General features: G+C 69.1%; 18 protein-coding genes and 4 pseudogenes. 10 read left to right on the top strand and 12 right to left on the bottom strand.

All coding sequences use genetic code 11. The features are described from left to right. From OG519_RS33835 to OG519_RS33825, 3 genes are read right to left on the bottom strand one after another with little or no spacing between them, the layout of a single operon-like run. Complete coding sequence (locus tag OG519_RS33835; protein ID WP_405592288.1) at nt 1–336, bottom strand: helix-turn-helix domain-containing protein; 336 nt, start codon at nt 334–336, stop codon at nt 1–3. Next, nucleotides 333–674 (bottom strand): tyrosine-type recombinase/integrase, encoded by a 342-nt coding sequence (locus tag OG519_RS33830; RefSeq protein ID WP_405592286.1) that lies wholly within the window; start codon nt 672–674, stop codon nt 333–335. The genes OG519_RS33835 and OG519_RS33830 overlap by 4 nt, the downstream gene beginning before the upstream one ends. Then, the gene (locus tag OG519_RS33825; RefSeq protein ID WP_405592285.1) at nt 581–1438 is read right to left on the bottom strand and encodes a site-specific integrase; all 858 of its coding nucleotides are present in this window, start codon (nt 1436–1438) and stop codon (nt 581–583) included. The genes OG519_RS33830 and OG519_RS33825 overlap by 94 nt, the downstream gene beginning before the upstream one ends. A gap of 295 nt (nt 1439–1733) precedes the next feature. On the opposite strand from OG519_RS33825, the gene OG519_RS33820 reads away from it, so the two are divergent. Further along, nucleotides 1734–2108, top strand: a complete 375-nt coding sequence (locus OG519_RS33820; protein ID WP_405592283.1) for a hypothetical protein — start codon at nt 1734–1736, stop codon at nt 2106–2108. 36 nt (nt 2109–2144) lie between these two features. Here the strand turns inward: OG519_RS33820 and OG519_RS33815 are convergent, their stop codons facing one another. After that, nucleotides 2145–3602, bottom strand: a complete 1458-nt coding sequence (locus OG519_RS33815) for an NF041680 family putative transposase (protein ID WP_405592281.1) — start codon at nt 3600–3602, stop codon at nt 2145–2147. Nucleotides 3603–4530: 928 nt separating this feature from the next. Here OG519_RS33815 and OG519_RS33810 point away from each other — a divergent pair. From OG519_RS33810 to OG519_RS33800, 3 genes are all read left to right on the top strand, one after another. After that, entirely contained in the window at nt 4531–5133 is a 603-nt protein-coding gene (locus OG519_RS33810; protein ID WP_405592279.1) for a helix-turn-helix domain-containing protein, read from the top strand. Nucleotides 5134–5845: 712 nt separating this feature from the next. Beyond that, entirely contained in the window at nt 5846–6376 is a 531-nt protein-coding gene (locus OG519_RS33805) for a hypothetical protein (protein ID WP_405592277.1), read from the top strand. Nucleotides 6377–6561: 185 nt separating this feature from the next. Beyond that, complete coding sequence (locus tag OG519_RS33800) at nt 6562–7581, top strand: transcriptional regulator (protein ID WP_405592275.1); 1020 nt, start codon at nt 6562–6564, stop codon at nt 7579–7581. 435 nt (nt 7582–8016) lie between these two features. On the opposite strand, the gene OG519_RS33795 is transcribed toward OG519_RS33800, so the two are convergent. Then, nucleotides 8017–9600, bottom strand: a complete 1584-nt coding sequence (locus OG519_RS33795) for an IS1182 family transposase (protein ID WP_405593185.1) — start codon at nt 9598–9600, stop codon at nt 8017–8019. 159 nt (nt 9601–9759) lie between these two features. On the opposite strand from OG519_RS33795, the gene OG519_RS33790 reads away from it, so the two are divergent. The 4 genes and pseudogenes from OG519_RS33790 (at nt 9760) to OG519_RS33775 (ending at nt 14561) form a co-directional block, all read left to right on the top strand. Further along, complete coding sequence (locus OG519_RS33790; RefSeq protein ID WP_405592273.1) at nt 9760–10275, top strand: class I SAM-dependent methyltransferase; 516 nt, start codon at nt 9760–9762, stop codon at nt 10273–10275. Nucleotides 10276–10400: 125 nt separating this feature from the next. Next, a pseudogene (locus OG519_RS33785) lies at nt 10401–11267 on the top strand (transposase); the annotation flags it as partial. 196 nt (nt 11268–11463) lie between these two features. Further along, the gene (locus OG519_RS33780; RefSeq protein WP_405592271.1) at nt 11464–12894 is read left to right on the top strand and encodes a transposase; all 1431 of its coding nucleotides are present in this window, start codon (nt 11464–11466) and stop codon (nt 12892–12894) included. 611 nt (nt 12895–13505) lie between these two features. Next, nucleotides 13506–14561, top strand: coding sequence for a TerC family protein (locus OG519_RS33775; RefSeq protein ID WP_405592269.1), 1056 nt, complete (start codon nt 13506–13508; stop codon nt 14559–14561). A 416-nt stretch (nt 14562–14977) separates the two neighbouring features. Here the strand turns inward: OG519_RS33775 and OG519_RS33770 are convergent. The 7 genes and pseudogenes from OG519_RS33770 to OG519_RS33740 all read right to left on the bottom strand — a co-directional run. Further along, a pseudogene (locus OG519_RS33770) lies at nt 14978–15346 on the bottom strand (DUF4394 domain-containing protein); the annotation flags it as partial. Nucleotides 15347–15756: 410 nt separating this feature from the next. After that, a complete protein-coding gene (locus OG519_RS33765; protein ID WP_405592267.1) occupies nt 15757–16053 on the bottom strand; it encodes a hypothetical protein in 297 nt (98 codons plus the stop codon). Further along, nucleotides 16050–16241, bottom strand: a complete 192-nt coding sequence (locus OG519_RS33760; RefSeq protein ID WP_405592265.1) for a toxin-antitoxin system HicB family antitoxin — start codon at nt 16239–16241, stop codon at nt 16050–16052. The genes OG519_RS33765 and OG519_RS33760 overlap by 4 nt, the downstream gene beginning before the upstream one ends. A gap of 270 nt (nt 16242–16511) precedes the next feature. Continuing rightward, nucleotides 16512–16817 carry a DUF6042 family protein gene (locus OG519_RS33755; protein WP_405592263.1) on the bottom strand — a complete coding sequence of 102 codons (306 nt, stop codon included), beginning with the start codon at nt 16815–16817 and terminating at the stop codon, nt 16512–16514. Between the two features lie 37 nt (nt 16818–16854). Further along, nucleotides 16855–17064, bottom strand: a pseudogene (locus tag OG519_RS33750) (integrase core domain-containing protein); the annotation flags it as partial. A 16-nt stretch (nt 17065–17080) separates the two neighbouring features. Next, the gene (locus OG519_RS33745; RefSeq protein WP_405592261.1) at nt 17081–18151 is read right to left on the bottom strand and encodes an IS110 family transposase; all 1071 of its coding nucleotides are present in this window, start codon (nt 18149–18151) and stop codon (nt 17081–17083) included. Nucleotides 18152–18409: 258 nt separating this feature from the next. Further along, nucleotides 18410–19404 (bottom strand): annotated as a pseudogene (locus OG519_RS33740) (IS3 family transposase); the annotation flags it as partial. Nucleotides 19405–19912: 508 nt separating this feature from the next. Here OG519_RS33740 and OG519_RS33735 point away from each other — a divergent pair. Further along, nucleotides 19913–22087 (top strand): cellulose binding domain-containing protein, encoded by a 2175-nt coding sequence (locus OG519_RS33735; RefSeq protein WP_405592259.1) that lies wholly within the window; start codon nt 19913–19915, stop codon nt 22085–22087. Between the two features lie 111 nt (nt 22088–22198). Then, the gene (locus OG519_RS33730) at nt 22199–24811 is read left to right on the top strand and encodes a glycoside hydrolase family 9 protein (RefSeq protein ID WP_405592257.1); all 2613 of its coding nucleotides are present in this window, start codon (nt 22199–22201) and stop codon (nt 24809–24811) included. Nucleotides 24812–24982 lie beyond the last annotated feature (171 nt).

Raw genomic sequence — 24982 nt, 5'->3', positions numbered from 1 at the left:
TCAGTCGGTTCGGCGGACGCGGGCGCGCTTGGGGCGGATCGTGCTGTTCAGCTTGATGCCAGCGGGGCCGGCGTTGACCGCCTTGGGCGCCGCGACGGCCTCGACGCGGAAGGCGCACAGGTCCTCGACGGTGCATTCCAACGCATGGGTCAGGGCTCCGAGGACGGTCAGGGAGATCCGGTCCGGACGGGTGCTTACGAGGCGGTAGATCTGCGAGGCGGACAGGGTGATGCCGCGTTCGGTCAGGAGCGGGATCAGGTCGGAGATGTTGTGCAGGCCGCGGGCGGCCATGATCTCGCGAAGCCGCCAGGAGTAGGTGATCGTCTGTCGGGTCACTTGGTCTCCCTGAGCGGGGCCGTGATGCGGTCCAGCGCGGTACGGACGGTGCGGGCCCGGTAGTCGGGCGAGACGTGCGCGTAGAGCGAGGTGGTGGAGGCGTGCTCGTGGCCGACCTGTTGCTGGACGAAGAGTTCGTCGTAGCCGACCTCGATGAGGTGGCTGACGTAGCTCCGTCGAAGGGAGTGGAAATCGAGCCCCTCGTCCAGGGCGAGGTCCTTGCGGCAGCGGGTGAAGATCGTGCTCACCGAGCTGGCGGACAGCCGGGCGCCACGCTCGGAGGGCCAGAGGGAGGTGTTGCCGTCGGCGGCGAGGGCGGGGGGAGCTCCTCGGTCCATTGCCGAAGGGAGTCCACGGCCCAGTCGAAGAGCGGAGCCGTAAGTACCGAGCGGCGCTTGGGCGGTGAGCCCCGCATCGCCTTGCCGAAGCGCACTCGGACGATGCCGTAGTGGCCGAACTCGGGGGCCTTGGGGTTGCTCGCCAGGTCGCAGAGTTCCAGGCGGGCGACCTCGTTTCGGCGCAGGCCCCAGGCGTACGCCGTCTTGAGCAGCACGGAGTCGCGGAAGGCGCTGGTCCAGCCCTTTCGACCGGAGGACTGCGCGGCCTCGGCCCGGTCATCCGCGTAGTCGAACACGGCCTGAAGTTCGTCGTGGGTGAGCGCTCGTCTTCCCGGGCGTCCCATGGCCTCTTGGACATGGCGGCCGGTGTTCCATTCGGTGCAGATCTGTATGGGGTGGGTGCCGAAGCGCTTCTCGCATTCGGCCGGCCAACCATAGTGAGGATCGGTCAGGTAGCTGCAGAACTGCCGCAGTGTGGTCTGGTAGCCGAGCAGCGTGGAGTGGCTGACGTTCTTCACCGCTCGCGCGTCGGTGAAGAACTCGTCGGCATCTGCCGCCGCCCAGGCCCACGGCCCGGCGTCGGCGAAGTGCCGGAACCGGCGGACGAGGCGCTCGCGGGACTCCACGGTGCCGAAGCTGAGGTTCCGGGCGAGCTGCTGGTTCCTCCACCCGTCGAGCATCGCCTGGAACACCTGCTCTTCCGGGTGCAGCAGCGGGACGTCCTGCACCAGATGAAGTCCGGCAGCACCCTCGGAAACCCGCACATCCACTCCTCGCACGCCATGCGAAAGATTCGCACTTTATGCGAATCGCAGGCGACTGTACAGGTCAGCAGCCCGCAGTGCGATCTCCGGGCCTCGCCTGAGCTTGTCTTTTATGGTCAGAAATCGAACACGGCGTCGCTCGTGGTTGCTGGTGACGGCCTCAACTGTGCCGGGGCGCTGGCATCATGTAGTTGTGCCTGCGCCTCGTGATCCTGCTCCTGCCCGGTACGTATGCATCGGCGTCGAGCGGGACTTGGATCGCTTCCTCGGAGAGTACGGGCTGACTGTGTCGGCCTTGCAGGACAAGATCGCAACTCGCGTGCCTGTCGGCGTCGGTGGCCTGCCCGGGCCCGTGGAGTATCTCGTCCACGAATCGGTTCTTCGGTCGGACGAGGAGTTCCCGTGCGCCGGGGACGCCGAGGCGTTGCAGTTCTGTCGTGCTGTCGCCCACCAGTTGTCGACGGAATTCGGCATCACCCCAGGTGAGGCGGCCGCGCGCATCGTTCGTCACTGGTGTGAGCCCGGGGACGACGGGCGGACTCCGCGGACGTGGATCGTGGGCTCGGACATCGCCTATCACGAGGACCCCGACTTCTGGGCGAAGCACATTTACTACGGCACTCACTGGTGGCCGCCCGGCGACACACCCGCGCCACTTCCATCGCCGTGAGGTTGTGCAAACAGCTTCTGACCATAAAAGACAAGCTCAGCTTGACGTTAACCCTCGGCGGGCTTGGTGTTCCTTGATCGACTCGGCGCGTTTGACGGTCTTGCCGACGTCGTGGTGCTTGGCGCGGTGCTTGTTCTTCGAGCCGGGAGGCCGTCCGGGCCCTGGCCGGGACGGTTTTGGTGCGGCCGCCGGACGGGCTGCCGTCGCGCGGACGTTGCGAAACCCCCGCCGCACCCAGGCGGGGGTGAGCTGGCGAGGCTCGGCGGGCCGTTCCCAGGGGCGACGCAGGTCCTCGGTGAGCGGGCGGGCCAGGCGGAGCTGGGTGTGGGCGGCGATGATCAGCCAGGTCCACAGGTCGGCGGTGTCCGCGTGCCGGATCTTTGGGGCGGTCCAGCCGAGGGTCTGTTTCATGAGTCGGAAGGTGTGTTCGAGATCGAACCTGCGGAGGAATGCCTGCCACCAGCGGTCCACGTCCGCCGGTGCGGCGGCGGTGGAGGAGATCCAGAGCCAGACCGGTTTGGGGTCGCGGTCGCCTGGCAGGCGCTCGACTTTCAGCCGCATCAACGTGCCGTGCAGGACGGGTAGTTCCTCCTTTGCCAGGTCCAGCCAGGGACCGCGGTGGGTGAGCCGGGGGTGTATCCGGTCCCAGGCCATCGCTTCGGCTTTGCCGTAGCGGGTGGTGTCGGTGACGGTGGTGACGTCGGGTTCGTGCCAGCTGTCGGGCCGTGCCAGGGACAGGACACCGCCGTGCTTGCGGGGCCGGCCGCCCTTCGGGCCGCAGTGGGCGGGCCCGGCGTCGCGGAGCATCACGCGGTCCGCGCGCAGGCGTCCGACCAGGACGACGGGCAGGTCCGCGAGCGCATGGGAGAGGAAGGCGACGTCGTAGCCGGAGTCCATGACGACCCAGATCTCCGGGTCGCCCTCGCGCCACTGCCCGGTGTGCATCAACCGGGCCACGACATCGCGGAGTTGGGTTGCGGTGACCGCCGTCGCGTCGTCAGCCTGCCCCAGGCGGAGAGCGTCCAGCAGCGCGGTCCAGGAGGTCCGGCCAGTCTCCAGGGCCGCGACGAAGGAGTACGGCCAGCCGGGCACGAACTGGTCCTTGCTGCGGTTCCCACGCCCGTAGACATGGCAGAACAACCGGTCGTCGCTGGTGGGGGCGTCAGGCCGCAGCCAGTTGCTGACGTCGACGGCCAGCACGATCCGCCCGCCGGCCGCCCGCGGCAGCGGCAGGCCGGCCAGGGCGCGGCGCAGGCGGGCAGGCTTGCACCAGCCCCGGTCCAACGCGGCGTACAGGGCGCCGTGTCCACGCCGATGCTCGGCAGCCAGGCACAGCTCGACCAGCGTCCTCACCGGCCCGTCCGTACATAGCACCGCGTCCGTGAGCTCGAAGAGCGCATCCGCGCGGGCGTACAAGGACTCGTAGAACTCGACCCGAAAGCGGGACAGGACACCCAACGCATCACCGGCGGACCCGGCGACAGGCAGACTCATACACAGCGGCCGTTCTCCCGTGCTTCGTTACTCGACATCTCGAAGCGTGGAGAACGGCCGTCCCCGTTGTCCCGTGAAGAACCGCAGATCAGCAGGTCGGGTGACGTGCGAGGTTAAACGCCAAGCTGAGACCCTGTCACCACGTCTACGACGTCGACTGACCGCCTTGAAGTAGTAGACAAAATGCCTGATCAGACAGTGGATGGACCCCGCAGTCGGCACTTCGACAGGCAGTCGGCACTACAACGTCGCGGGTTCGCATGTTTCACGATTCGCGATGCTCTCGGAACGACAACAGCGACTAAGGGCACCCATCAGCCGGCGTCGACCCGGCATCACCAGGACGACGGCAAGCCGCCCCGCATCTGGTCCCGGATCCGGGGCCGGCTGCGGCAGCTGCTGGACAGCCGCCGTCGTCGCCTGCGCGCCCTCGCCCGTACGGCGGGCCACGGCATCGTCCGCGGCTCCGCCGGCGCGGTGGGCGCGAGCGGAACCGGGTGGATCATCTGGTGGATCCAGCAGCGCTGACCCGCCGCACCCGCTGATCCCACATCCGCCGACCTGATGGACCCGGTCCGAGCCGGGATCACCAGCGGCTCACCCCGTACGACGGTCACCACACGCGGGCCGTCGTACGGGGTCCGGGGCGAGGGCCGGACGCCGGAGGTCGTATAACGCTCCGGTACGGCGGCGGCGCCGACGCGCAACACCGGCGAGCGCAACCCGATCCCCGGGACGTCCGCGCCACCCATCCCTCACTCTCAACGCCCGTAGGGGGCGGTGACCTGGGCAGACTCCGGGATGCTGGTACAGCCAGCGTAGGAGATGTCTCACGTGCAGGCGCAACGGTTTACGCACCAGATGGTCACAGGACATATCGCAGCAACTCTCCTGCGGGCAGCACCTCGTGAGCATAGGCTCCGGCTCCATGGCCGCCGACAGCATGGTTCAGCTCATCTCCTTTCTCGCCGCGCAGCAGCCGTACGAGATCGTGGGCACGCCGGAGAGCGAGTGGGTCGGCTTCAAGAGCGTCCCGCCCGAGGGGCCGTACAACTTGGGCACCGACATGGGCAAGTTCGAGCTCGCCAAGGACGTCGTCGCGTTCTCGAACGCGGGCGGGGGCCTGATCGTGTGCGGCTTCAAGGCGACGAAGAAGAAGCATGAGCTCTTCGAGGTGGCGGAGAAGGTGACGCCCTTCGACAGGAAGCTGGTCGACAGCACGAATTACAAGGACGTCATCACGGAGTACGTACGCCCGCTGCTCAAGGTGAAGTTCTTCTGGTACGACCACCCCGAGGGCGACCCGGAGGCGTCCGGGCACTACTTCGTGATCGAGGTGCCGCCACTGCCCGAGGCCGACCGGTGGGCGATGGTCACCCGGGGCATCACCGAGAACGGACAGTTCATCAAGAACAGCTGGACGGTCCCGATCCGCAACGGCGACAGTACGGCCTTTCTCCCGCAGGACGAGGTGTACCGGCTCCTGAACGACGGCCTGGGCCGGCAGCGGTGGCGGGCGCAGCTACGTTGAGCCGACGCCCGCCTATCAGAAGGGGGTGGTGACCGGCGGTCGCGGGACCCCGGACGTCAGTTTCGACGCGGACCCGTCGACCGGCGTCGCGGTCTACGACAGCGTGGGGCCCTACGGCAAGTCCGGCTGGTTCCAGGTCGGCGGCACCAGCCTCGGCGCACCCACCTGGGCGGCGATCCTCGCCTCGGCCGACCAACTGCGCGCCACCGCAGGCAAGGCCCGGCTCACCTCGGCGAACGGCTCGGCGGAGCAGGCCGTCTACGCAGTCGCCGGCCACCTGGGTGACATCGTCTCGGGCCCAGGGCGACGGTCCGTGCCCGGCCATCTGCGCGCCGGGCGCCGGCTGCGACTTCGTGACCGGCCTCGGCAGCCCCCGCACCGGGGTGGACGCGGCCCTGGTGGCCACTGGCTGATCCCCCATCGGTACCCCCGAGCGGCGGAGCGGCGGCCGGGGCGGAGTGTCACTCCGCCCCGGCCGCGCCATACCACCCATCCCCTCTCCTGCCGCCGCGCCGGGAATCATGATCTTCGCCCCACTACGTCAATGGTGGCGGTTTTTCGTCCCGCAATCCTCTCTGAAATGGCTCTGACCTTGTGTTTTCGGCTACCGCTGAAGGCGCTGGCCCTCTTTTGCGTGCGCCCTCACGCTGATGGGGACAGACGACGCGGCGGCCGCCGGCCGTCGCAGCACCCGATGCCACACAGGAGAGACATGAACATCAGAAGGTTTGCCGCGACCCTGTTCGCCGCAGCCGCGTTGCTGGCCGGCTCGACCGCCGTGGCGTCCGCCGCGACACCGCAGCCCGGCTTCCGTGCGGAGGCCCGTGCGATCGGCATGTCCACAACGCAGGCATCGAGCCTGCAGCAGCGGGTCGACGCGGTCCTCGCCGGACAACCGGGGGGCCGCCAGGTGTCCGCGACAAAGGTCGAGTACGACGGCCTCACCGTTACCCTCGACCCGGGCTACTCGGCCGCGTCCAGCGCGAAATCCGTCGTCAGCCCCTTCCTCACCTGCGCCTACGGACACCTGTGCATGACCGTCCGGGGCACCAACTTCGACTTCTACAAGTGCCAGCTGTGGTACGTCAACAACTGGTACGGAACCAGTCTCTTCATCAACAACCAGACGACGGGCACGGTTGCCAGGTTCTACGGCCAGGCCGGCAACCAGATCTGGACGTCGACGGCCTACGAGTCGAGGAACGCGGACTGGGCCCCCGTCTGGTCGCTCCGTCCCTGCTGAGCCGAGACGCTGCCCACGGAGCCGCCCCCGGACCCACCGGGGGCGGCTCCGCCGCGAAATCCGGACGGCCCGCGACCGGAAGACGACCGACGGCACTCTTGCGATCGACGGTGGTTTCCCCAATGCTCCCAGAGTGGAAGTCCGTTCAGGATGTCTGACCTCCCTGGCGCGGCTGATGCGGGGGCGTGGTGCTGCGAATTCACTTCACTGACCGGGATCTCGCCCGGACCCGGGTGGCTACCTCCCCCGAGCCATTGTGGGAAGTGGTGCTGGCCCTCCATGTGCTCACCGGCCCGCGGCACCGGCTGCCCCTTCCGCTGACGGCCTGGCGCAACCGGGTCCGGGCCCAGGTCCGGGACACCGGGATCGGCGGCGCGTTACGGATGCTGCAGACCCTCGCTCCGGCGGAGGCCGAGTACTTCCCCGACTTCCTCACCCCCGCCGAGTCGGAAGACGGACTGACCGCCGGTCTTGAGGCACTACGCGCGACCCCGCGCCCGTACCTGCGCCGAGACATCGCGGAGCTGGCCCGCACCCGGCACCTGCCCCGTTGGGCCGGGCGGCTGGCCGAGGGCGAACGGGGGCAGACCGCTGAACTGGCCGACGCGGTCAGACTGCTGCACCGCACCGTGGTCGAGCCGGGGTGGGGCGAGGTGGCCGTGGCCATCGAGGCCGACCGGGCGGTGCGCGCCCAGGCCATCCGGGACGGCGGGGTGATCGGCCTGCTGGAGTCGTTGCGCCCGATGCTGTGCTGGGACGACCCGGTGCTTGAGGCCCGCTACCCCGCGCCCATGGACGTCCACCTGCGGGGGCGCGGCATCCGCCTTATCCCGTCGTATTTCTGTTCGAGGATGCCCGTGGTGCTCGTCGACCCGCAACTGCCGCCGGTCGTGGTCTACCCCGTCGACCACTCGCGGGGCTGGGCGCCGGCCGCCACCCGGGCCTGCCGTCCGCAGGCGCTCGCCGACCTGCTCGGCCCGACCAGGGCCCGGGTGCTGGCCGGTCTGACCCACAGTGCCACCACCGGCGCGCTGGCCAGGATGCTGTCGATCTCACCGGCCAGCGCCAGCATGCACATCAGCAGACTGCGGACCGCCGGCCTGGCGCGGACGGTATCGGCCAACGGCCGCGTGCTGCATACTCTCACCCCGCTCGGCGACGCGGTGCTGCACGGCGATCTGCCGCTCACCGCACCGCCGGGATGACGCCCGCGCGTTCCCCACGGGCTGGCGGAAGCCAGCCGTCCGGGTGCGTTCGGTGAGCACCGGGGGGTAGCGCGGCCCTGCCCCGGCTGGTGTCCGGCGACGACTCCAGATGATCAAGATCTGGCCCTGTAGTACTACCTCAATCGCTCCCAGGACCGGCCCCCAGTCCTCCGCGAAGATGTAGTGCGCGATGCTCGGGTAGCGGGCCGGGAGGGTGCAGTGATCCCAGCGGTCGTGCATTCGCCATAGCTGGTGCTCAGGCGGCACCGTGCCGCGGAGATAGATGACCGCAGCGGTTCGCCAACGGATCTGACTGCGCGGGTCACTGTCAAAATCGAGATCAGGGCCATCGCGGAGATGGTTCTGCAGAGCGCCTACCTGCTCCTCACTGAGCTCCATGCCTAAGCTTGACTCTGTCGGTGATCTTGGACGCGGTCAGGTGCCGAGGGTGCGCCAGGACTTCGGCCGGGGGATTCCCTGCTGGTCCAGGAAGGTCTGGAAGGCTGTTGGCGGTCTCCCTGGAGGGGCGTCCTCGATGACTGACCAGCGGCTGAGTCGTTCGATGTTCACGGCGATGGCCGTGAGGACGTGTTGCAGGTGGGCTTTGGGCTGTCCTCGGTAGCGGCAGTGGCGCATTGCGTGTCCGTGGGCAAGCTCGTTGATGGTGCCCTCGACTCCGGAGCGGACCGCGTAGCGGGTCTTCCAGTCGGGTGTCTGTTGTTCGGCCCGGACGCGGAGTTGCAGGTCGCGGAGTTCTCGCGGGGGAAAGCCCACGTTTCGGGCGCTGTCGGCGGTGGTGGTGCATTGTGTGCGGGCCGGGCAGGGGCGGCACTGGCTCTTGGTGAACCGGGCCACGATCAGGGGTGCGGCGGTGGGCGAGGAGGTCGGGTAGGGGCTGTGCCATCCCGCGCTGACCTGGCCCTGGGGGCAGGTGACCTGGCGGCGGTCGGAGTCGATGTGGAAGTCGTCCCGGTCGAAGCCTTCGCCTTTCCTGTGCTGGCGGGTGGGGTTGCCCGGTAGCGGGCCGCTGACGGTGATCTGGTGTTCGCGGGCGGCGCGTTCCAGGTGGACCGGGGAGGTGTGGCCGCCGTCGACCAGGTGCTCGCCGGGCAGGAGCCCGCGACGGGCCAGGCGGGTGTGGATGCCGGGCAGGGCCTGGCCGTCGTTGGTGGCGGCCGAGGTGGTGGCCACATCCGTGATCACGTTGGTGCTGTCGGGGTCACACGTCTCGGTGACGTGCGCGGCGAACCCTTTCCAGCGGATGATGTGGCCGTGACGGACGTAGCGCGCCGTGGTGTCGTAAAGGGAGACGATCGCGCAGGAGGAGGGCGGCAGGCCGCCGTCGTCAGCGGTGCGCCAGCGCAGGCGGCCCGCCTCGTCGCGGTAGTAGTTCTGCATCACGATCTGCCTCAGCGCGTCGGCCTGCGGGCCGGGTCGGCAGCCCGATCCAGACCGGTGAAGGCGTTCCAGCAGCCGGCAGGCGTCCTCGCCCGCGGCGAGGATCCTGGTCTTGGGCCGGGTGGGGTTCTTCCCCAACCGGACCGGGCCGCCGTAGCGGCGCCCCCACTCCTCGCCAACCAGGCCGATCAGCAGGTGCGAGGCAGTGCGGGCTACTTCTTCCAGCGCGGCGCGGACGGCCTCGGTGACCAGTTCCAGCCGGGTGAGGTCGCGCACCGCGGCCAGGACGTGGGTGGAGTCGGTGCGCTGCGTGGTGCGCTCGCGCACCAGTCCGGCCTCCTTCAGTCGGGTGAGTGCCAGATCGAGAAGACGGTCGGCACGGTCGCCCCTGATGAGACGCTCTCGGAAGTCGGCCAGCACACCGTGGTGGAAGCCGGGATCGTCCAGCTCCATGGCCAGCGCGTACTTGAAGTCGATCCGGCAGCGGACCGCCTCAGCGGCTTGCCGGTCCGACAGACCGAGCAGGCACTGCAGCACACACACGGTGGTCAGCTGGGCGGGCGAAAGACCGGGACGGCCGTCGCGCGGGTACCACCCGGCGAAGTCCTCGTCGTGCCACAGCCCGCCGGTCCCTTACCCACATCGCCGTCGTACCAACCGGATTGCTCGCCCGCGCGACCTGCGCGGTCAGAGAAGGAACCAGCTCACCGGAACGGGAACGGAGCGACAACGGACACCTCGACAACGACATCGGTCTACGAAACAACCCGACCATGCCCCATGGTCACGCTGGCGCACCGGGAACAGCAAGATCACCGACAGAGTCATCTTCACCGTCTGGGACTGCCCGTGTTCGGAGTCGATCTATCTCCGCAGATAATTGCGGAGGCCCGGCGAAGGCACCCGGGATTGCGATTCGAGGTGGGGTCCATGATGGCCCTCGACCTACCGGACGGTACTCTCCGCGGCATCGTGGCCTGGTATTCGATCATCCACGTCCCGCAAGAACTGCTGCCGCAGGTGTTCGGGGAGTTCCATCGGATGCTGGTTCCGGGTGGCTACGTGCAGCTTGCGTTCCAGGTCGGCGACGAGGTGTCGCACCGGGCGCAGTCGTTGGGGCACACGATCTCGCTCGACTTCCACCGGCGGCAGCCTGACCGCGTCACCGGGCTGCTGGCCCAGGCCGGGCTGGTCGAGCGCGCACGCCTGGTACGAGAACCCGATGAGGACGGCGATTTCCCAGAGAAGACGTGCCATGCCTTCCTGTTGGCCCGCAAACCGGCCGATGCCCTGTGATCGTGGGCGAAGCGTGGCCACTCGCAGAACTGACCGCGGGTTTTCCCGTTCCCCGGACAGCGCTGCGGCCTTGACGTGATCATGTGCGTTGCTGAGACGATCATGATCGACACAAGGCCGTGAGGATGAGTCTGCCCAACGTTGCCGCCTGCCCCTGCGTCGAGTCCCTGGCCGTATTGTCCGAGTTTCGGACCGGCTTCTATGCCTGTTTGACCGCCCGCGCGGATGCGTTGTTCGAGCTGACCGACGCGGTGCTGTGCACGGGCGGGCCGGTGCGGTCGCTGGTCGACCTCGCACTGGCTCCCGAACACCGTCGCGGACACGGAGCTCTTTACGATGGTCTCAACCGCGGCGGGCTCGATGTCGCCCGGCTGCGGCGGATTCTGGCAGGGCTGCCGCGGGCGGCCAGCGGCCGGTTGGTCCTTGCGGTCGACGTCTCGCCGTGGCTGCGGCCCGACGCCGCAACTGTCCCGGACCGCTCGTTCTGTCACACATACGGCCGCGGCAACGCAAAGCACCAGATGATGCCCGGCTGGCCGTACTCGGTCGACCGGCTCCACCCGAGGCTGACACGCCGGGCCGCCTGGCTCGACCACGACGGTCCGCTGCCGATCATCGAGGGCACCGTCATCCGCCTGGCCGTCGAACACCTGCCGTCCGGCGGGGTGAACAAGCCGGTCTGGCTGTGGTGGTCGAGCACCGGCGCCACCGAAGCCGACGTCGACCGCTGCTGGCAGGCGTTCCTGCGGCGCTTCGACATCGAGCCCACCTTCCGCATGCTCAAGCAGACCCTCGGCTGGACCCGGCCCCGTCTCCGCGACTCGGCCGCCGCCGACCGCTGGACCTGGCTGATCATTGCCGCCCACACTCAGTTCCGACTCGCCCGCCCGCTCGCCACCGACCTGCGCCGGCCGTGGGAAAAGGCAGCCCCACCCCACAAACTCACCCCGGCCCGCGTCCGGCGCGGGTTTCGGCACCTCCGCACGACGGCAGGGAGGCTGTCGCACGGCTTGTCTCGTTGGGGAGTCAAGAGCGATTTTGTGTTCGGTTTCGGTCATCGCGAGGATGTCGGAGTCTGGGCTGGTGGGGCGGAACTTCCTGCTGTGCGACCGTGAACGTAATCTCGAGATGCCGAAGAGTATCCGGGAGTGGCTTCCGCCAGGGCACTTGTGCTGGAGAGTGCTTGAGGTGGTCGAGGAGCTCGAACTTTCGGCCTTCGAGGACGGCTATCGCGCCAACGGGCAGGGCGGTATCGCCTACCCGCCGGCCGCCCTGGTGGCGCTGATCTTCTACTGCTACAGCAAGGGCATACGCTCCTCGCGCGGCATCGAGCGGGCCTGCTGGGACGATCTCGGCTGCCGGATCATCACCGCGAACCGCGTAGTGGACCACTCCACCGTCGCGCGGTTCGTCCAACGTCACCGCGATGCGCTGAGCCAGCTGTTCGTGCAGGTGCTGGCCCTGTGCGGCCGTCATGGGCTGGTCGATCTGGCGGCGGTAGCGGTGGACGGCTCGCCCATGGACGCGAACGCCTCCCGCGACTCCAACAAGCAGTTGTTGCGCCTCGAAGCCGTCATCGCCCGTTGCGAGGGCGAGATCAACGCGCTGATGGACTGTGCTGGTGAGCACGCCTGCCGGGTCGAGACCGGCGACGCCCCGGACGCCGACGGCGAGCCACCGGGTGACGACTGGCCGAAGCTGTCGCGTCTGTGCAATGTGCTTGCCCGGGCTCGTTCGGCTCGGGACACGATCTACCAGCGGGCCCTGCCGTCCGCCAACGAGATCAAAATCAAGGCCGAGGCCGCCGAACGCATCGTGGCCCGGGCATGCAAGCGGCTCGCCGCGGAGACGGCAGCCCACCAGGAGAAACTGAGGAAGTACCAGGCCAGGACCGAAGCCGATCGGGCGGCGGGGCGCCGAGCAGCCAACGGCCGGCCACCCGTGCCCATGGAGCACAAGACGGTCCTGCTCCGGCAGCGGGTCCGACTCACAAAGGCACTCGCTCACCTGGAACGGGCCCGCAGCCCCGAGCCGGCGCCCTCTCCGAGCGCCGTTGCCAGCCTGACCGATCCGGACTCGCGGCTACAGCTGGGCAAACACGGCGGCTACCTGCAGGGATACAACTTGCAGATCGTGTGCGCCCGCCGCCAGATCCTGCTGGCCGTCGACCTGCACGACAACCCGTCGGACCGCACGGCACTGATCCCGATGGTCAGCAAGACGCAGGAGAACCAGCGCGCGGCACGACTGCCGGGCGACATCGGGCTCTGGCTCGCGGACAGCGGATACGCCAGCGCCTCCCCGTTCGAGCAACTCGCCGACCTGCCCCTGCTGGTCTCGGTCACCAGCGAGGCCGACCAGGGGGGCTTCCCCGCGAAGCGCCAGACCACCCCGGCAGCCCAACAGGCCATGGCCGACCGCCTGGCGACCCCGACCGGCCGTGCTCAGTACCGCCAGCGCAGCTCTCTCGTCGAACCTGGCTTCGCGCAGCTCTTCCAGCGGTTCGGCCGGCACCTCAACTACCGAGGCCGTCGAGCGGTTGACACCGAGATCAAGCTCCTCGGCACCGTCCACAACCTCAGCAAACTCCTCGCCGGCACCGAAAAATCGCGCTCTTGACTCCCCAACGAGACAAGCCGTGCGACAGCCTCCAGGCTCACCAGTCGGTACACCGAAACCCACCACACCCGGCCCCGGACGCCCACCCGGCTCGAAGAACCGCCGCCCCTCACCCCGCCACGACGTGGGACGCGTCCTCATCATCGGCGAGGCGTATCAGCGACCGGCCCACAACAAGGTCGGCACCAAACCCCGACGAATTTGCCCGGCGGCCGCTGTCGGCGGGCAGCCGTTCGGCGCGGCGTTGTAGGTCGGCGGTGGCCGCGCGGGCGCAGGCGGTCAGCTGGAGCGCGATCTGCTCGTAGTGGCGCTCCTGGAGGGTGTCCGGGCCGTTCCACGCCAGGACGGCCTTGACGGACGTTGCTGCTGATGCCGTGCATCGCCGCCACTCCGGTCGTAGGAGGGAGCTCTGCCTCCGCTTTGTCCCGACAGCGCCTCAAGGTGCCCACTCACACATGCGCGGAGCGAGAGCCCTCTCACCAGCCTCACCGGTGCTCAGTACCAAATTGGGGTGTCCCTCGCGCGGCACGGGCGACAAATCAGCCCAAAGTGATGAAATATCCTAGAAGTATGCATTACTCTCCCCTATCCCCTCGCGTGAGGTGTCTCCCGTGCAGGATGTGCCGTTCTGGCTGTGGGCGGTCTTCGCGGTCACCGTGGTCGTGGCACTGGCCGTGGACTTGCTGGCCCACCGAGAGGAGCACGTCATCGGCTTCCGGGAAGCCGCCGCGTGGAGCGGGGTGTGGGTGGGCCTCGCGTGTATCTTCGGCGCGGTCGTCTTCCTGGTGCTGGGGACAACGCCGGGGGTGGAGTACACCACCGCGTGGCTGCTGGAGAAGAGCCTGTCGGTCGACAACCTGTTCGTCTTCGCGCTGATCTTCGCCTACTTCAAGGTGCCGCGCTCCTACCAGCACCGCGTGCTGTTCTTCGGCGTGATGGGCGCGCTGGTCTTCCGGGGCCTCTTCCTGGCCGCCGGTGTGGCGGTGGTCAGCCGGTTCACCGCGGTGCTGTTCGTTTTCGCGGCCATCCTCTTTTACAGCACCTACAAGATCCTCAAGGGGGAAGAGGACAGCTTCGACCCGGGCAAGAGCATCGCGGTGCGGCTGCTGCGGAAGTTTGTGCCGGTCCGGGACGAGTACGCCGGGATGAAGTTCTTCGTCATGGAGGCCGGCAAACGGGTCGCCACCCCGCTGCTCGCGGTCGTCGCCGCGATCGAGGCAGCCGACCTGGTCTTCGCCGTGGACAGCGTCCCTGCCGTACTCGCGGTCAGCGACGACGCCTTCATCGTCTACACCAGCAACGCCTTCGCCATCCTCGGCCTGCGGGCCCTGTACTTCCTGCTCGCCGGCCTGCTGGACCGGTTCCACTACCTCGGCAAGGGCCTCGCGCTGATCCTGTCGTTCATCGGCGTGAAGCTGATCCTCCAAGCCTCCCACAAGATGTTCAGCACAAGCATCCCGGAGATCCCGTCACCGCTGAGCCTGGCGGTCATCGTCGTCGTGCTGGCGGCGTCCGTCGGGCTGAGCATCCGATACCCCCAGCCGACCACCCCCGAAGGAACCACCCCGAACGAGCGGGACGGGAGCACCACCGCTCCTCACCCGGCCGACGAACAGCCCCCGAAACATGAAGGCCGGAAAGCAGGCCGTCCACCACAAGGCCACTGACCGGCGCTTCCTCCTACATACGTGCGCCCCTCCGCACGATCGACCTCCGGCCGGAGGGGCCTCGGGGGCTGGGGAGGGGTCCCGGGTGCTCCCGGGACCCCTCCCCAGGCGCACGGCCGCCCCGCTCAGACCGCTTCAGATCCGCGCAGCCCTGCGGGAGTTCCAGCGCAGCCGCCGCGCCCACCGGCGGCCGAACGCCCGCCGGTAGCCCGCACGCCGCGCGAGTTCCATCGCGCCCGGATTGCCCAGTTCCCCGCCCCGATGGTGGGGCCGGCTTGGCGCTGAACGCGTCGGCCGGATTCCGGGTCAGGATCCTTCGTGTGGCGTGGCAGTCCCGGCAGCGTTGGGGCCTACTGCTTGACGAAGGCGGCCATCGCGCCACCTCCGGTGTGCATGCCGCCGTGCGGCTGGGTGTAGTCCTGGTTCACGGGGAGGGCTACATCGAAGACCTGTCGGCCGGCGGGGAAGTCGCCGACGCGGTCGGCTTTGCCGTTGAGGATGTTGACGCGGTAGAACCCGTAGGTGCCGCTGGTCTGCAGCGCCGCGTAGCCCTGGTTGGTCCCCGCACTGGGCGCGTAGTAGATGTCGAAGCCGGCTGACGGGCCGACGTTGACGCCGGTGGGCGCGAGTGTTCCGGCGTTGGCCGGGGACTGCAGCGATACGCGGTCGTTGGCGGTGTCGATGTCGATGTCGAACAGGGTCGTCGCAGTCGCGGTGTTCAGGTCGTTGTTGGTGTAGGCGGCGCCGGTGATGCCGAGCGCGGTGGTCGCCGGAGCGCAGTCGTTCGCGGCCCCCTGGAACCCGCAGACCGCCCCGCGGGCACGTGCACCGCGTGCGTGCCATCCAGATCCTCGCCGAAGCCGACCGCGCCAAGCGGATCCGGAACACTGCCAGGACCAGCCTAAACCACGGCAGCGAGAGCTGAAATCGGCCACCCACAACTCTTGACTATTACTCGCTCCTGTCAGCCCTGGCCGCCGCGACCCGGACATCGCCTCGTGCTACCGCAGTGTCGCAGCAGCACACGGCGCGAGATGCCCCTTGACGACCACGAGTTGCGTTCCTGTGTCACCGGCGAGATTCGGCGACTGCACGAACTGTGGCACTACCGGTAAGCGCCGCCCGCCACACCGTATGCCGCACCTGGCGAGAACATCCACCCTCCGGCGAACAGCACCCGGGTTGGGTTCGGCCTCTACAGATCGAGTACGGCGCGCAGCGCCTGGTCGACGCGTTCCATGACGGCCGCGGCGACCGGCCCGAGGGGCTTGGCGTCCTCGAAGCGGGCGACGCGTAGTTGCTGGAGGTTGACGGCGACCGCGGTGCAGGGCAGCGGATCGCCGATGACCACAGACATCGCCGTGTCGGGGTAGCGGCCCGAGGGGTGCAGCACGATCACCAGGACGGCTCCGTACGTGGTCTCCAGACCGTCCAGCGACACCACCAGGACGTCGCGTCCGTCGGCGAGGGTCCAGATCTCCCCACGCCTCACAGAGTGTCGCCCTCGCCCGCCAGGTCATTGCCGAGGCCGAGCGCCGCGAGCTTCTGGCCGGCATCCAGCACGGCCTGGCGGCGCGCGGCGCGCACGATGTAGGCGTTCAGACTCATGCCAGCCGCCTCGGCACTGGCACGGATCGACGGGTCCAGCTCATCAGGAATGCGGAGCGTCATCACAGACATGCCACCATAGTAAGCCACCATTAGCCGGTTGCGCTATCCGCCACCACCCAGCGTCGGAGTTGGCCTTACCTTCCCCGACCATGAACCGACCCCCTCAGGACCCCATCAGAAGGGCTGACAACGAGTCCGGCGCCGCCGCGCCACCGCCCCTGTCGGCCCAGCTCCCAGAAGTGCACATTTGCGCAATGTGCTGTGCATGACGGCGGAGAGAGAGCACTGCCTACTCGCTTCCGTGACGCCGCGGTAGTGCGCAGTGGCTTCGGCGGTTGTCTACGAAGGGGCGTCCGCGTCATCGGGCAGGGTGACCGACAGGCGTCCCTCTTCGGTGAAGCCGTGGATCCCGATGCGGGTGGCGTCCCAGTCGCAGCGCAGGCGGAAGACCCTGTGAGGGGCGACTGTGGCGATGTCGACGTTGACGCTGAAGTCCTTGTCGTGCAAGAGCAGTTGTACGGCCCGTCGGGCGTCGTGGGCGTGCCCGTCGATGGCGCGGGCCAGATGATCGAGGCTTGTGGTGATCTCTTCGTGGCGTTCGTCCGACGGGTCGAACTGAGCTTGTTCCGCTTTGACGGACACCATTGGTGTGAGGTGACCCCCGGAGTGTGGACACAGGAGTTCATGCTGCGAGTGAGAGTTTAGCTGTCTTGTGGTGCTGCTGTTCGAACTCTGCCGGGGAGAGGTAGCCCAGCGCGCTGTGGCGCCGTCGGGCGTTGTAGTAGGTGAGCCACTGGAAGATCTCCAGCCTTGCCTGTCTCATCGTCATGAACAGTCTCCCGTACGTCGTTTCTCGCTTCAGTCCCTGCCAGAAACTCTCGACCAGGGCGTTGACGCTCCTATAGTTGTCAACTGGCCACGAGGGCCGGTCGTGGTGCGGGTCGAAGCAGGTGGTAGACCTCGCGGATGACGTAGCGCTTGAGGCAGCGGATGATCTCTCGCTTCGTCTTGCCCTCGGCGGTGCGGCGCGCGACGTAGTTGATCGTGGGCTGGTGGAACCGCATCCGGACGATGACAGTTCTGTAGATCGCGGCGTTCAGCTGCCGGTGCCCGCCATGGTTGATGCGATGCCTGCCGCTGGTCATGCCGGAGCCAGTGGGTACCGGAGCGATCCCTGCGAGTTTGGCGAGGGCGGCCTCGGACTTGATCCGCTCGGGGTTGTCGCCGGCGACCACGAGGATCTCCGCAGCGGTGTCCACGCCGATGCCGAACGGCTCAAGCAACTGCGGGGCGACCCGCTGGACCAGGGCGCCGATCATCTTCGTTAGTTGCTTCGCCTCGGCGTCCAGGTACTGCCACCGCTTGGCGAGTGTCCGCAGGGTGTGGCGCAGCGCGTCCTCGGGATCTTCCAGGTGACGAGGGCGCAGGGCTGCCAGCTGCCGCGCCAGGGTGATCTGTGTCTTTCCGGCGGTCTCCTGACGCAAGGCGTCCGGGGCGTGGACGAGCATCGCTTTCATCGTGACCATCGCCGCGGCGCGCTGTTCAACGGCCTGGTCGTGAGCGATCTTGAGCTGGCGGATCATCTCGGCTTCGCCGTCGGCGCTCTTAGGCGTGGCGGTGGCGAACCCGGCCAGCACCGCGCGGGCGGCGTTCTCGGCGTCCAGGGTGTCGGACTTGCCGTTCATGCGCCGCAGCCGCCGGTCCGGGCGGCCGGCCTCGACCACCTTGTGGCCAGCTCTGCGCAGGAATGAGGTGAGCGTGGCGCCGTAGGAGCCGGTGCCCTCGATCCCGAACGCCAGGACGGTGCCGAACGAGGCAGCCCGGTCCGCCAGTTGCTGGAAGCCGCCGGTGTCGGTGGGAATCGTCAGAGTGGCCAGGATTCCGCCGATGGCGTCCATCACGGCTGCGACGTGCACGTGCTTGTGTGTGTCGACGCCGATCACGACGTGTCCGGACCTGGGCTGCTCGCTGTTGTGCACGGTGTTCCTTCCGGTCGGTAGCGTGGTGTTCACGCTGTCGCCGGTCGGACGGACAGGACTGTCACGGGGACGCTTTGGCGAGTCGGCTCCAGGCTCCTATCAGGTCACGTCCGTCCGGCGGCAGCGCTTGCTGCGTGCCCGGCCGGGCGGTCGACAGATCAACGCCAGGACACCCGTGGGGTCAGTCATAAGCAAGGGTCAGACCGTCTCGGCCGGGGCTACCCGATCCTTGCGGGATCCGGTGCGAGAAGACTGACAGTCATAGCTCGAGCCGACCTTGCCCATGCTCCTGCGGACGCCGTGCCGGTGGCAGACCTGGGCGAACGCGGCCGATGTGTACTGGGATCCGCGGTCCGCGTGGAAGATCACCCCGGTGACGTCGCCGCCGCGGGCGTCGACGGCGGCCTGGAGTGCGTCGATGACGAGTTCGGCGCGCATGTGTGAGGCCATCGAGTAGCCGAGCACCCGCCGCGAGCGGATATCGATGACGCAGGCGAGGTAGAGCCACGCGGCTCCGACCTGTACGTATGTGATGTCGCCGCACCACTTCTCGTCCAGGGCACCAGCGGTGAAGTCCCGCTGCACCAGGTCCGGCGCCGGTGGCGAGAGCCGGTCCGGGACCGTGGTGCGCTTCTTCTTCCGCAGGTGGCGGCCGACGATGCCGTGCTTGCGCATCAGCCTGGCGACCCGCTTGCGGTTCACCGTGTGGCCGAACCCGCGCAGCTCGGCGTGGACTCGCAGGGCGCCGTAGGTCTCGCGGTGTTCGGTGTAGATCTCGCGGATCTCGTCGACCAGGGCGTCCTCCTGCGCCTGACGCCCGGCCCGCGCGTCGGCGCCGGCGATCCACCGGTAGTAGCCCGAGCGGGAGACTTCCAGCACCCGGCATATCCGCTTGACGCCGAAGATCCCGGCATGGCCGGAGATGAAGTCCCAAGCGGCGGTCTTCACTTCATCTCCCGGGCAAAAAAAGCCGCTGCCCGGCGCAGGATCTCCCGCTCCAGCTGCCATTCCTTCTCGTTCTTCAGCAGCCGGGCGTTCTCCGCCCGCAGCCGGGCCAGCTCACCCTCCGCGTCGCCGGACGCGCCAGCGGCGGCCGACGGTGCGTCCGCATCGCGCACCCAGGTCCGCAGCGACTCCGGGTTGACGTTCAGATCGTCCGCGACGTCCTTGAACGTCCGCCTGCCGGCCGAGGCCCGCCACAACGCGATCGCGTCGGACCGGAACTCCGCACTGTACTTCGAGGGCCGTGCCACAGAGATCTACACCTTCCAGGATCAACAAGATCCATTGTCAGGTGTGTCCACGCCGCGGGGGCCATCTCAATACGGCACCTGCCCCACCAGGACGACACCGTCGAAGTCTTCGACGCCGCCACCGGCCGCCATCTCGGCTCAGCGTTCCTGGCCGCCGGCCGGCATCGGCCTCACAGCCGAGACCACCACCGCAGCGCAGAACCCGGTACCCGCAACTGTGGCCGAGGGGCTGTGGAAAGCGGCAGTCGACCCCGGCGGCGCGGCTGGCATGTCCAGCGCGCGGCGTTCGTCATCCTGACGGCGGCGGGCCGGCTCGTCGGCGCCACGGGGTGAGCCCCAGCCCGGTCACGCGGCCGAGCCGACCGCGCACCCGCCGCCGCGGGCGCACGTTGTGCGGACCATTGACACTGCCGCCGACCGCCCGCATTGTGGGAGCGCTCCCACTGAGCGCCGGTCCAGCGCGTCCACGGACACCCCCCACGTCCCGCCTCCCGGAGGTGAGAGCGCCGTGCGTCTCTTCCCGTCCCCCCGCCCATCCCTGGCACCCCGTCACCAGCGTGACCACCGCTCCCCGCTGAGCCAGCGGTCCTCGCCGAGCCGCTCCCCGCGACGGCGCCGACGCCTCCTGGCCGCCGCCTCGGCCGCCGCGGTCCTGGGCGCCCTGCTGGTCGGTGGCACGTCCGCGCGGGCCGCGGGGCCGTCCCCCAGCCCGGCCGCCGCCGGCGCCGCCGATGTCGATGTGACGGTCAACGCCAACGAGGGCCTGGGCACGATCCCGGGTACGGCGTACGGCCTGAACAGCGCGGTATGGGACGCGCAGATGAACGTTCCCCAGGTGCAGGACCTGCTCAAGGCCGCCGATATCGGCATGCTGCGTTATCCCGGCGGCTCCTACGGCGACATCTACCACTGGCAGACCAACTCCGCGCCGGGCGGCTACGTCGCGCCCGGCACCGACTTCGACGCGTTCATGGGCACGGTGCGCACGATCGGGGCCCAGCCGATCCTCATCGCCAACTACGGCTCGGGCACGCCGCAGGAGGCCGCGGACTGGGTGCGGTACGCCAACATCACCAAGGGGTACGGGGCGAAGTACTGGGAGGTGGGCAACGAGCTCTACGGCAACGGGCACTACGGCTCCGGCTGGGAGCACGACGACCACCCGGACACCTCACCCGCCGCGTACGCGGCCAGCGTGCTCCAGTACGTGTCGGCGATGAAGGCGGTGGACCCGTCGGTCAAGGTCGGCGCCGTCCTCACCATGCCGGGCAACTGGCCGGACGGGGTGATGGCGGGCGCCGAGACCGCCGACTGGAACCACACCGTGATCCCGCTGATCGCGGGCAGGGCCGACTTCGTGATCGTGCACTGGTACCCGACCAGCCAGGACACCGCGCACATGCTCGCCACCCCCAACCAGCTCAGCGGCGAACTCGCCCAGCTCCACGACGAGTTGGCCGCGGCCGGCGCCGGTGACACCCCGGTCGCCCTCACCGAGGTCAACGGCGGCACCGGCGTGGACACCCAGCCCAACGCCCTCTTCGGCGCCGACGCCTACCTCACCGCCCTGCAGAACGGGGTGTTCACCGTCGACTGGTGGGACACCCACAACGGCGCCCAGCAGATCTCCACCTCGCCCGACGGCGCCACCGACTACGGCGACTGGGGCATCCTCTCCAGCGCCGGCTGTGTCGGCTCGGTGTGCGAACCGCCGCTGAACACGCCGTTCCCGGCGTACCACGCGATCAGGATGCTGAGCCAGCTCGGCCGCCCCGGCGACGTGCTGGCCGGCTCGGGCAGCAGCAGCGCCACGGTGGCCGTCCACGCCGTGCACCGCGCGAACGGTGATCTGAGCGTCCTGCTGATCAACAAGGACCCCGCCGCCGCGCGGACCGTCACACTGCACTACGCCGGCTTCACCCCCGACACCTCGGCGCCGATGACCGTGGCCACCTACCGCGACCAGGCCGACGCGATCACCACCGCCACCCCGGCGTACAGCGCGGACCAGACCCTGCCGCCCTACTCGCTGACCACCCTCACCCTGCACCCCAAGGCCGCAACGGGATCGGCCCTGTCCGCGCCCGGCGCCCCGAAGGTGACCGCGGCCGGCGACACCACCGCCACCGTGAGCTGGACCCCGTCCACCGGGGGCCCGGCCACCCGCTACGAGGTCTACCGGCAGGCCGGCACCACCAGCGAACTGCTCACCGACACCACCGGCACCTCCGCCACCGTCCACAACCTCACCCCCGGCTCCACCTCCACCTGGAACGTGCTGGCCCGCGACGCCAACGGCCGGCTGTCAGCGCCCTCCGACCCGGTCACCGTACGCACCGGCACACCCGGCAACTCCACCTGCCAGGTCGCCTACCGGACCACCGCCGGCTGGGGCAACGGCTTCAACGCCTCCGTGACAGTCACCAACACCGGCCCGAACCCCATCACCGGCTGGACCCTCGCCTTCACCTTCCCCAGCGCCGGCGAAACCGTCAGCGGCTTCTGGAACTCGACCATCGTGCAACACGACCAGCAGGTCGTGGCCACCCCGGTCGACTGGAACACCACCCTCGCCGCAGGCGGCGGCAACTCAGCATCCATCGGATTCACCGGTGCCAACGACGGCGCCGCACCGCCGCCGACCGCCTTCACCCTCAACGGCACCGTCTGCACCACCACCTGACCGAGCCGGCCCCAGCCGGCCACCCCGGCCTCGGCGGCACGACGTGCGTCCGACGCAGGTGCCGCGCGGGCCCCTCCCCCACCGTGTCCACCGCCGTCCCAGGAGGACGCCATGCCCAGACTCCGCACCTTCCTCTCCAGGGCCGCCGTCGTGCTGAGCGCCCTGCTGCCCCTGTCGCTCACGGCGCTCTCCAGCGCGCCACCCGTACACGCCGCCGCGGCCGCGTCCTCGTACAACTACGCCGAGGCGCTCCAGGACTCGATGCTCTTCTACGAGTCCCAGCGCTCGGGCAAACTGCCCGCCGACAACCGGGTCGGTTGGCGGGGCGACTCCGACCTCACCGACGGCGCCGACGCCGGACTCGACCTGACCGGCGGTTACCACGACGCCGGCGACGAGGTGAAGTTCGCCTTCCCGATGGCGTTCTCCATGACCATGCTCGGCTGGGGCGGCCTGGACGAGTCGGCCGGCTACGCCAAGAGCGCTCAGAACGCGTACCTGTTGCGCAACCTGCGCTGGGGCGACGACTGGCTGCTCAAGGCGCACCCCTCGCCCAGCGTGCTCTACGGCCAGGTCGGCGACGGCGGCAGCGACCACGCGTTCTGGGGGCCGCCCGAGGTGAACCCGTCGCCGCGCCCCTCCTTCAAGATCGACGCCTCCTGCCCCGGCTCCGATCTCGCGGGAGAGGCCGCCGCCGCGCTCGCCTCCTCGTCCATGGTCTTCAAGGGGAGCGACCCGTCCTACGCCGCGACCCTGTTGGTGAACGCCAAGCAGCTCTACAGCTTCGCGGACACCTACCGTGGGACCTACGACAAGTGCATCACCGCCGCCCAGGGCTACTACAACTCGTGGAGCGGCTACTGGGACGAGCTGGTCTGGGGGGCGATCTGGCTGTACCGGGCCACCGGCGACAGCACGTACCTCGCCAAGGCGGAGACGTACTACGCCCAACTGCCCAAGATGCAGCAGACCACCACCCCCGAGTACACCTGGACGCTCGCCTGGGACGACAAGTCCTACGGCGACTACGTGCTGCTCGCCGAACTGACCGGCAAGCAGACCTACATCGACGACGCCGAGCGCTGGCTGGACTGGTGGACCACCGGGGTCAACGGCAAGAAGGTCACCTACTCGCCCGGCGGTGAGGCGTTCCTCGACACCTGGGGCTCGCTGCGGTACTCCGCCAACACCGCCTTCGTCGCCCTTCAGTTCGGCGGCTGGCTCAGCGCCCGCGGCACGGACGCCGCCAGGGCGCAGGCATACCACGCCTTCGGCGTCCGGCAGATCGACTACGCGCTCGGCGACAACCCGGCCCACGAGAGCTACGAAATCGGATTCACCAACTCCGGTACGAACAGCGCCTGGCCGCGGAACCCGCACAGCAGGGCCGCCCACGGCTCCTGGTCGCAGTCGATGACCGAGCCCGCCGCCACCCGCCACCTGGACTACGGCCTGCTGGTCGGTGGCCCCGGCTCCGCGGACGACGGATTCTCCGACGACCGGTCCAACTACGGCGAGACCGAGGGCGCTCTCGACTACAACGCCGGCTTCTCCAGCGCTCTGGCGGCCCTCGCCGCCGATTACGGCGGGACCCCGCTCGCCAACTTCCCGCCCAAGGAAACCCCGGACGGCCCCGAGGAGTTCATCCAGGCCGCGGTGAACGCGGCGGGCACGAACTTCTACGAGATCAAGGCGCAGGTGGTCAACAAGTCTGGCTGGCCGGCCCGCCACCTCACGCACGGCAGCTTCCGCTACTACTTCACCCTCGACGCGGGCACCAGCCCGTCCCAGGTGACGCTCACCTCGGCGTACAACCAGTGCTCCGCACCCAGCGGGCCGACCCAGTACGCCGGCGCCGTCTACTACGTGACGGTGAGCTGCGCCGGCCAGGACATCGCCCCGGCCGGGCAGTCCGCCTTCCACCGCGAGGTGCAGTTCCGGCTGGGCTTCCCCGGCCCGCACGATCCGACCGGGGACTGGTCCTACCAGGGCGTCTCCACCACCCCCGGCTCCACCCCGGTCACCGTGCACGACATCGTGCTCCTCGACGGTGCCACCGTCGTGTGGGGGGACGCACCCACCACCTCCGGCACCCCGACGTCCACGCCGCCGTCCGCGCCCGGCACCCCGGTCGTGTCCGCTGTCACCGCCACCTCGGCCACCCTCAGCTGGCCTGCCGCCACCGCCGGCAGCCGGCCGCTGGCCGGATACCAGGTCTTCGCCGACAGCGGGTCCGGCCCGGTCGCCGCCGGAGCCGGCCCGGTCGCCGGAACCTCGACGACGATCACCGGACTCACCGCGGCGACCACCTACGCCTTCACCGTGAAGGCGCTCGACGACACGGGTGTCTCCTCGGCGGCGTCCCCGTCGGCGACCGCCACGACGAAGTCCGCGGCGACCGGCTCGGGCTGCGCGGTCGCCTACACCACCACCAGCGACTGGGGCGCGGGCTTCCAGGGAGATGTCAAGATCACCAACAGGGGCTCGGCCGCGATCAGCGGCTGGACCCTCGCCTGGACCTTCGGTGGCGACCAGCGGATCGGCAACGCCTGGGGCGCCTCCGTGACGCAGAGCGGCCAGAATGTCACGCTGCACGACGCCGGATACGACGCCGCGCTCCCGGCCGGAGCCACGGTCGACATCGGGTTCACCGCGACGTACAGCGGCCTCAACACGGCACCGCAGCAGTTCACCCTCAACGGGACGGTGTGCGGGGCCGCCTGACCGACCGCCGGCCGGAGATACGTCCGGCGACCCGCCACCCGGGCGGGCCGGGACCCCTGCGGTCCCGGCCCGCCCGCGGTCACGCGGCCCGCCGCGACAACCGGGCCGGCCGCCGCCGCGGCCGTACCACCGAGGCCGTGCCATGGCTGCTGCCGCCCTCGACAGAGGGAA

Origin of the sequence: Streptomyces sp. NBC_01190 (genome assembly GCF_045039895.1) — a bacterium.
Classification (GTDB): Bacteria; Actinomycetota; Actinomycetes; order Streptomycetales; family Streptomycetaceae; genus Actinacidiphila.
The sequence above is the reverse complement of the archived record's forward strand: the minus strand, read 5'-3'. Positions and strand labels throughout refer to the sequence as shown.

What these genes read in the sequence shown, in the direction of transcription:
- OG519_RS33760 (WP_405592265.1), bottom strand. Translation starts at nt 16,241, where the DNA reads ATGTCTGTGATGACGCTCCGCATTCCTGATGAGCTGGACCCGTCGATC.
- OG519_RS33830 (WP_405592286.1), bottom strand. Translation starts at nt 674, where the DNA reads ATGGACCGAGGAGCTCCCCCCGCCCTCGCCGCCGACGGCAACACCTCC.
- OG519_RS33810 (WP_405592279.1), top strand. Translation starts at nt 4,531, where the DNA reads ATGGCCGCCGACAGCATGGTTCAGCTCATCTCCTTTCTCGCCGCGCAG.
- OG519_RS33805 (WP_405592277.1), top strand. Translation starts at nt 5,846, where the DNA reads ATGAACATCAGAAGGTTTGCCGCGACCCTGTTCGCCGCAGCCGCGTTG.
- OG519_RS33815 (WP_405592281.1), bottom strand. Translation starts at nt 3,602, where the DNA reads ATGAGTCTGCCTGTCGCCGGGTCCGCCGGTGATGCGTTGGGTGTCCTG.
- OG519_RS33755 (WP_405592263.1), bottom strand. Translation starts at nt 16,817, where the DNA reads ATGGTGTCCGTCAAAGCGGAACAAGCTCAGTTCGACCCGTCGGACGAA.
- OG519_RS33730 (WP_405592257.1), top strand. Translation starts at nt 22,199, where the DNA reads ATGCCCAGACTCCGCACCTTCCTCTCCAGGGCCGCCGTCGTGCTGAGC.
- OG519_RS33790 (WP_405592273.1), top strand. Translation starts at nt 9,760, where the DNA reads ATGGTCACGCTGGCGCACCGGGAACAGCAAGATCACCGACAGAGTCAT.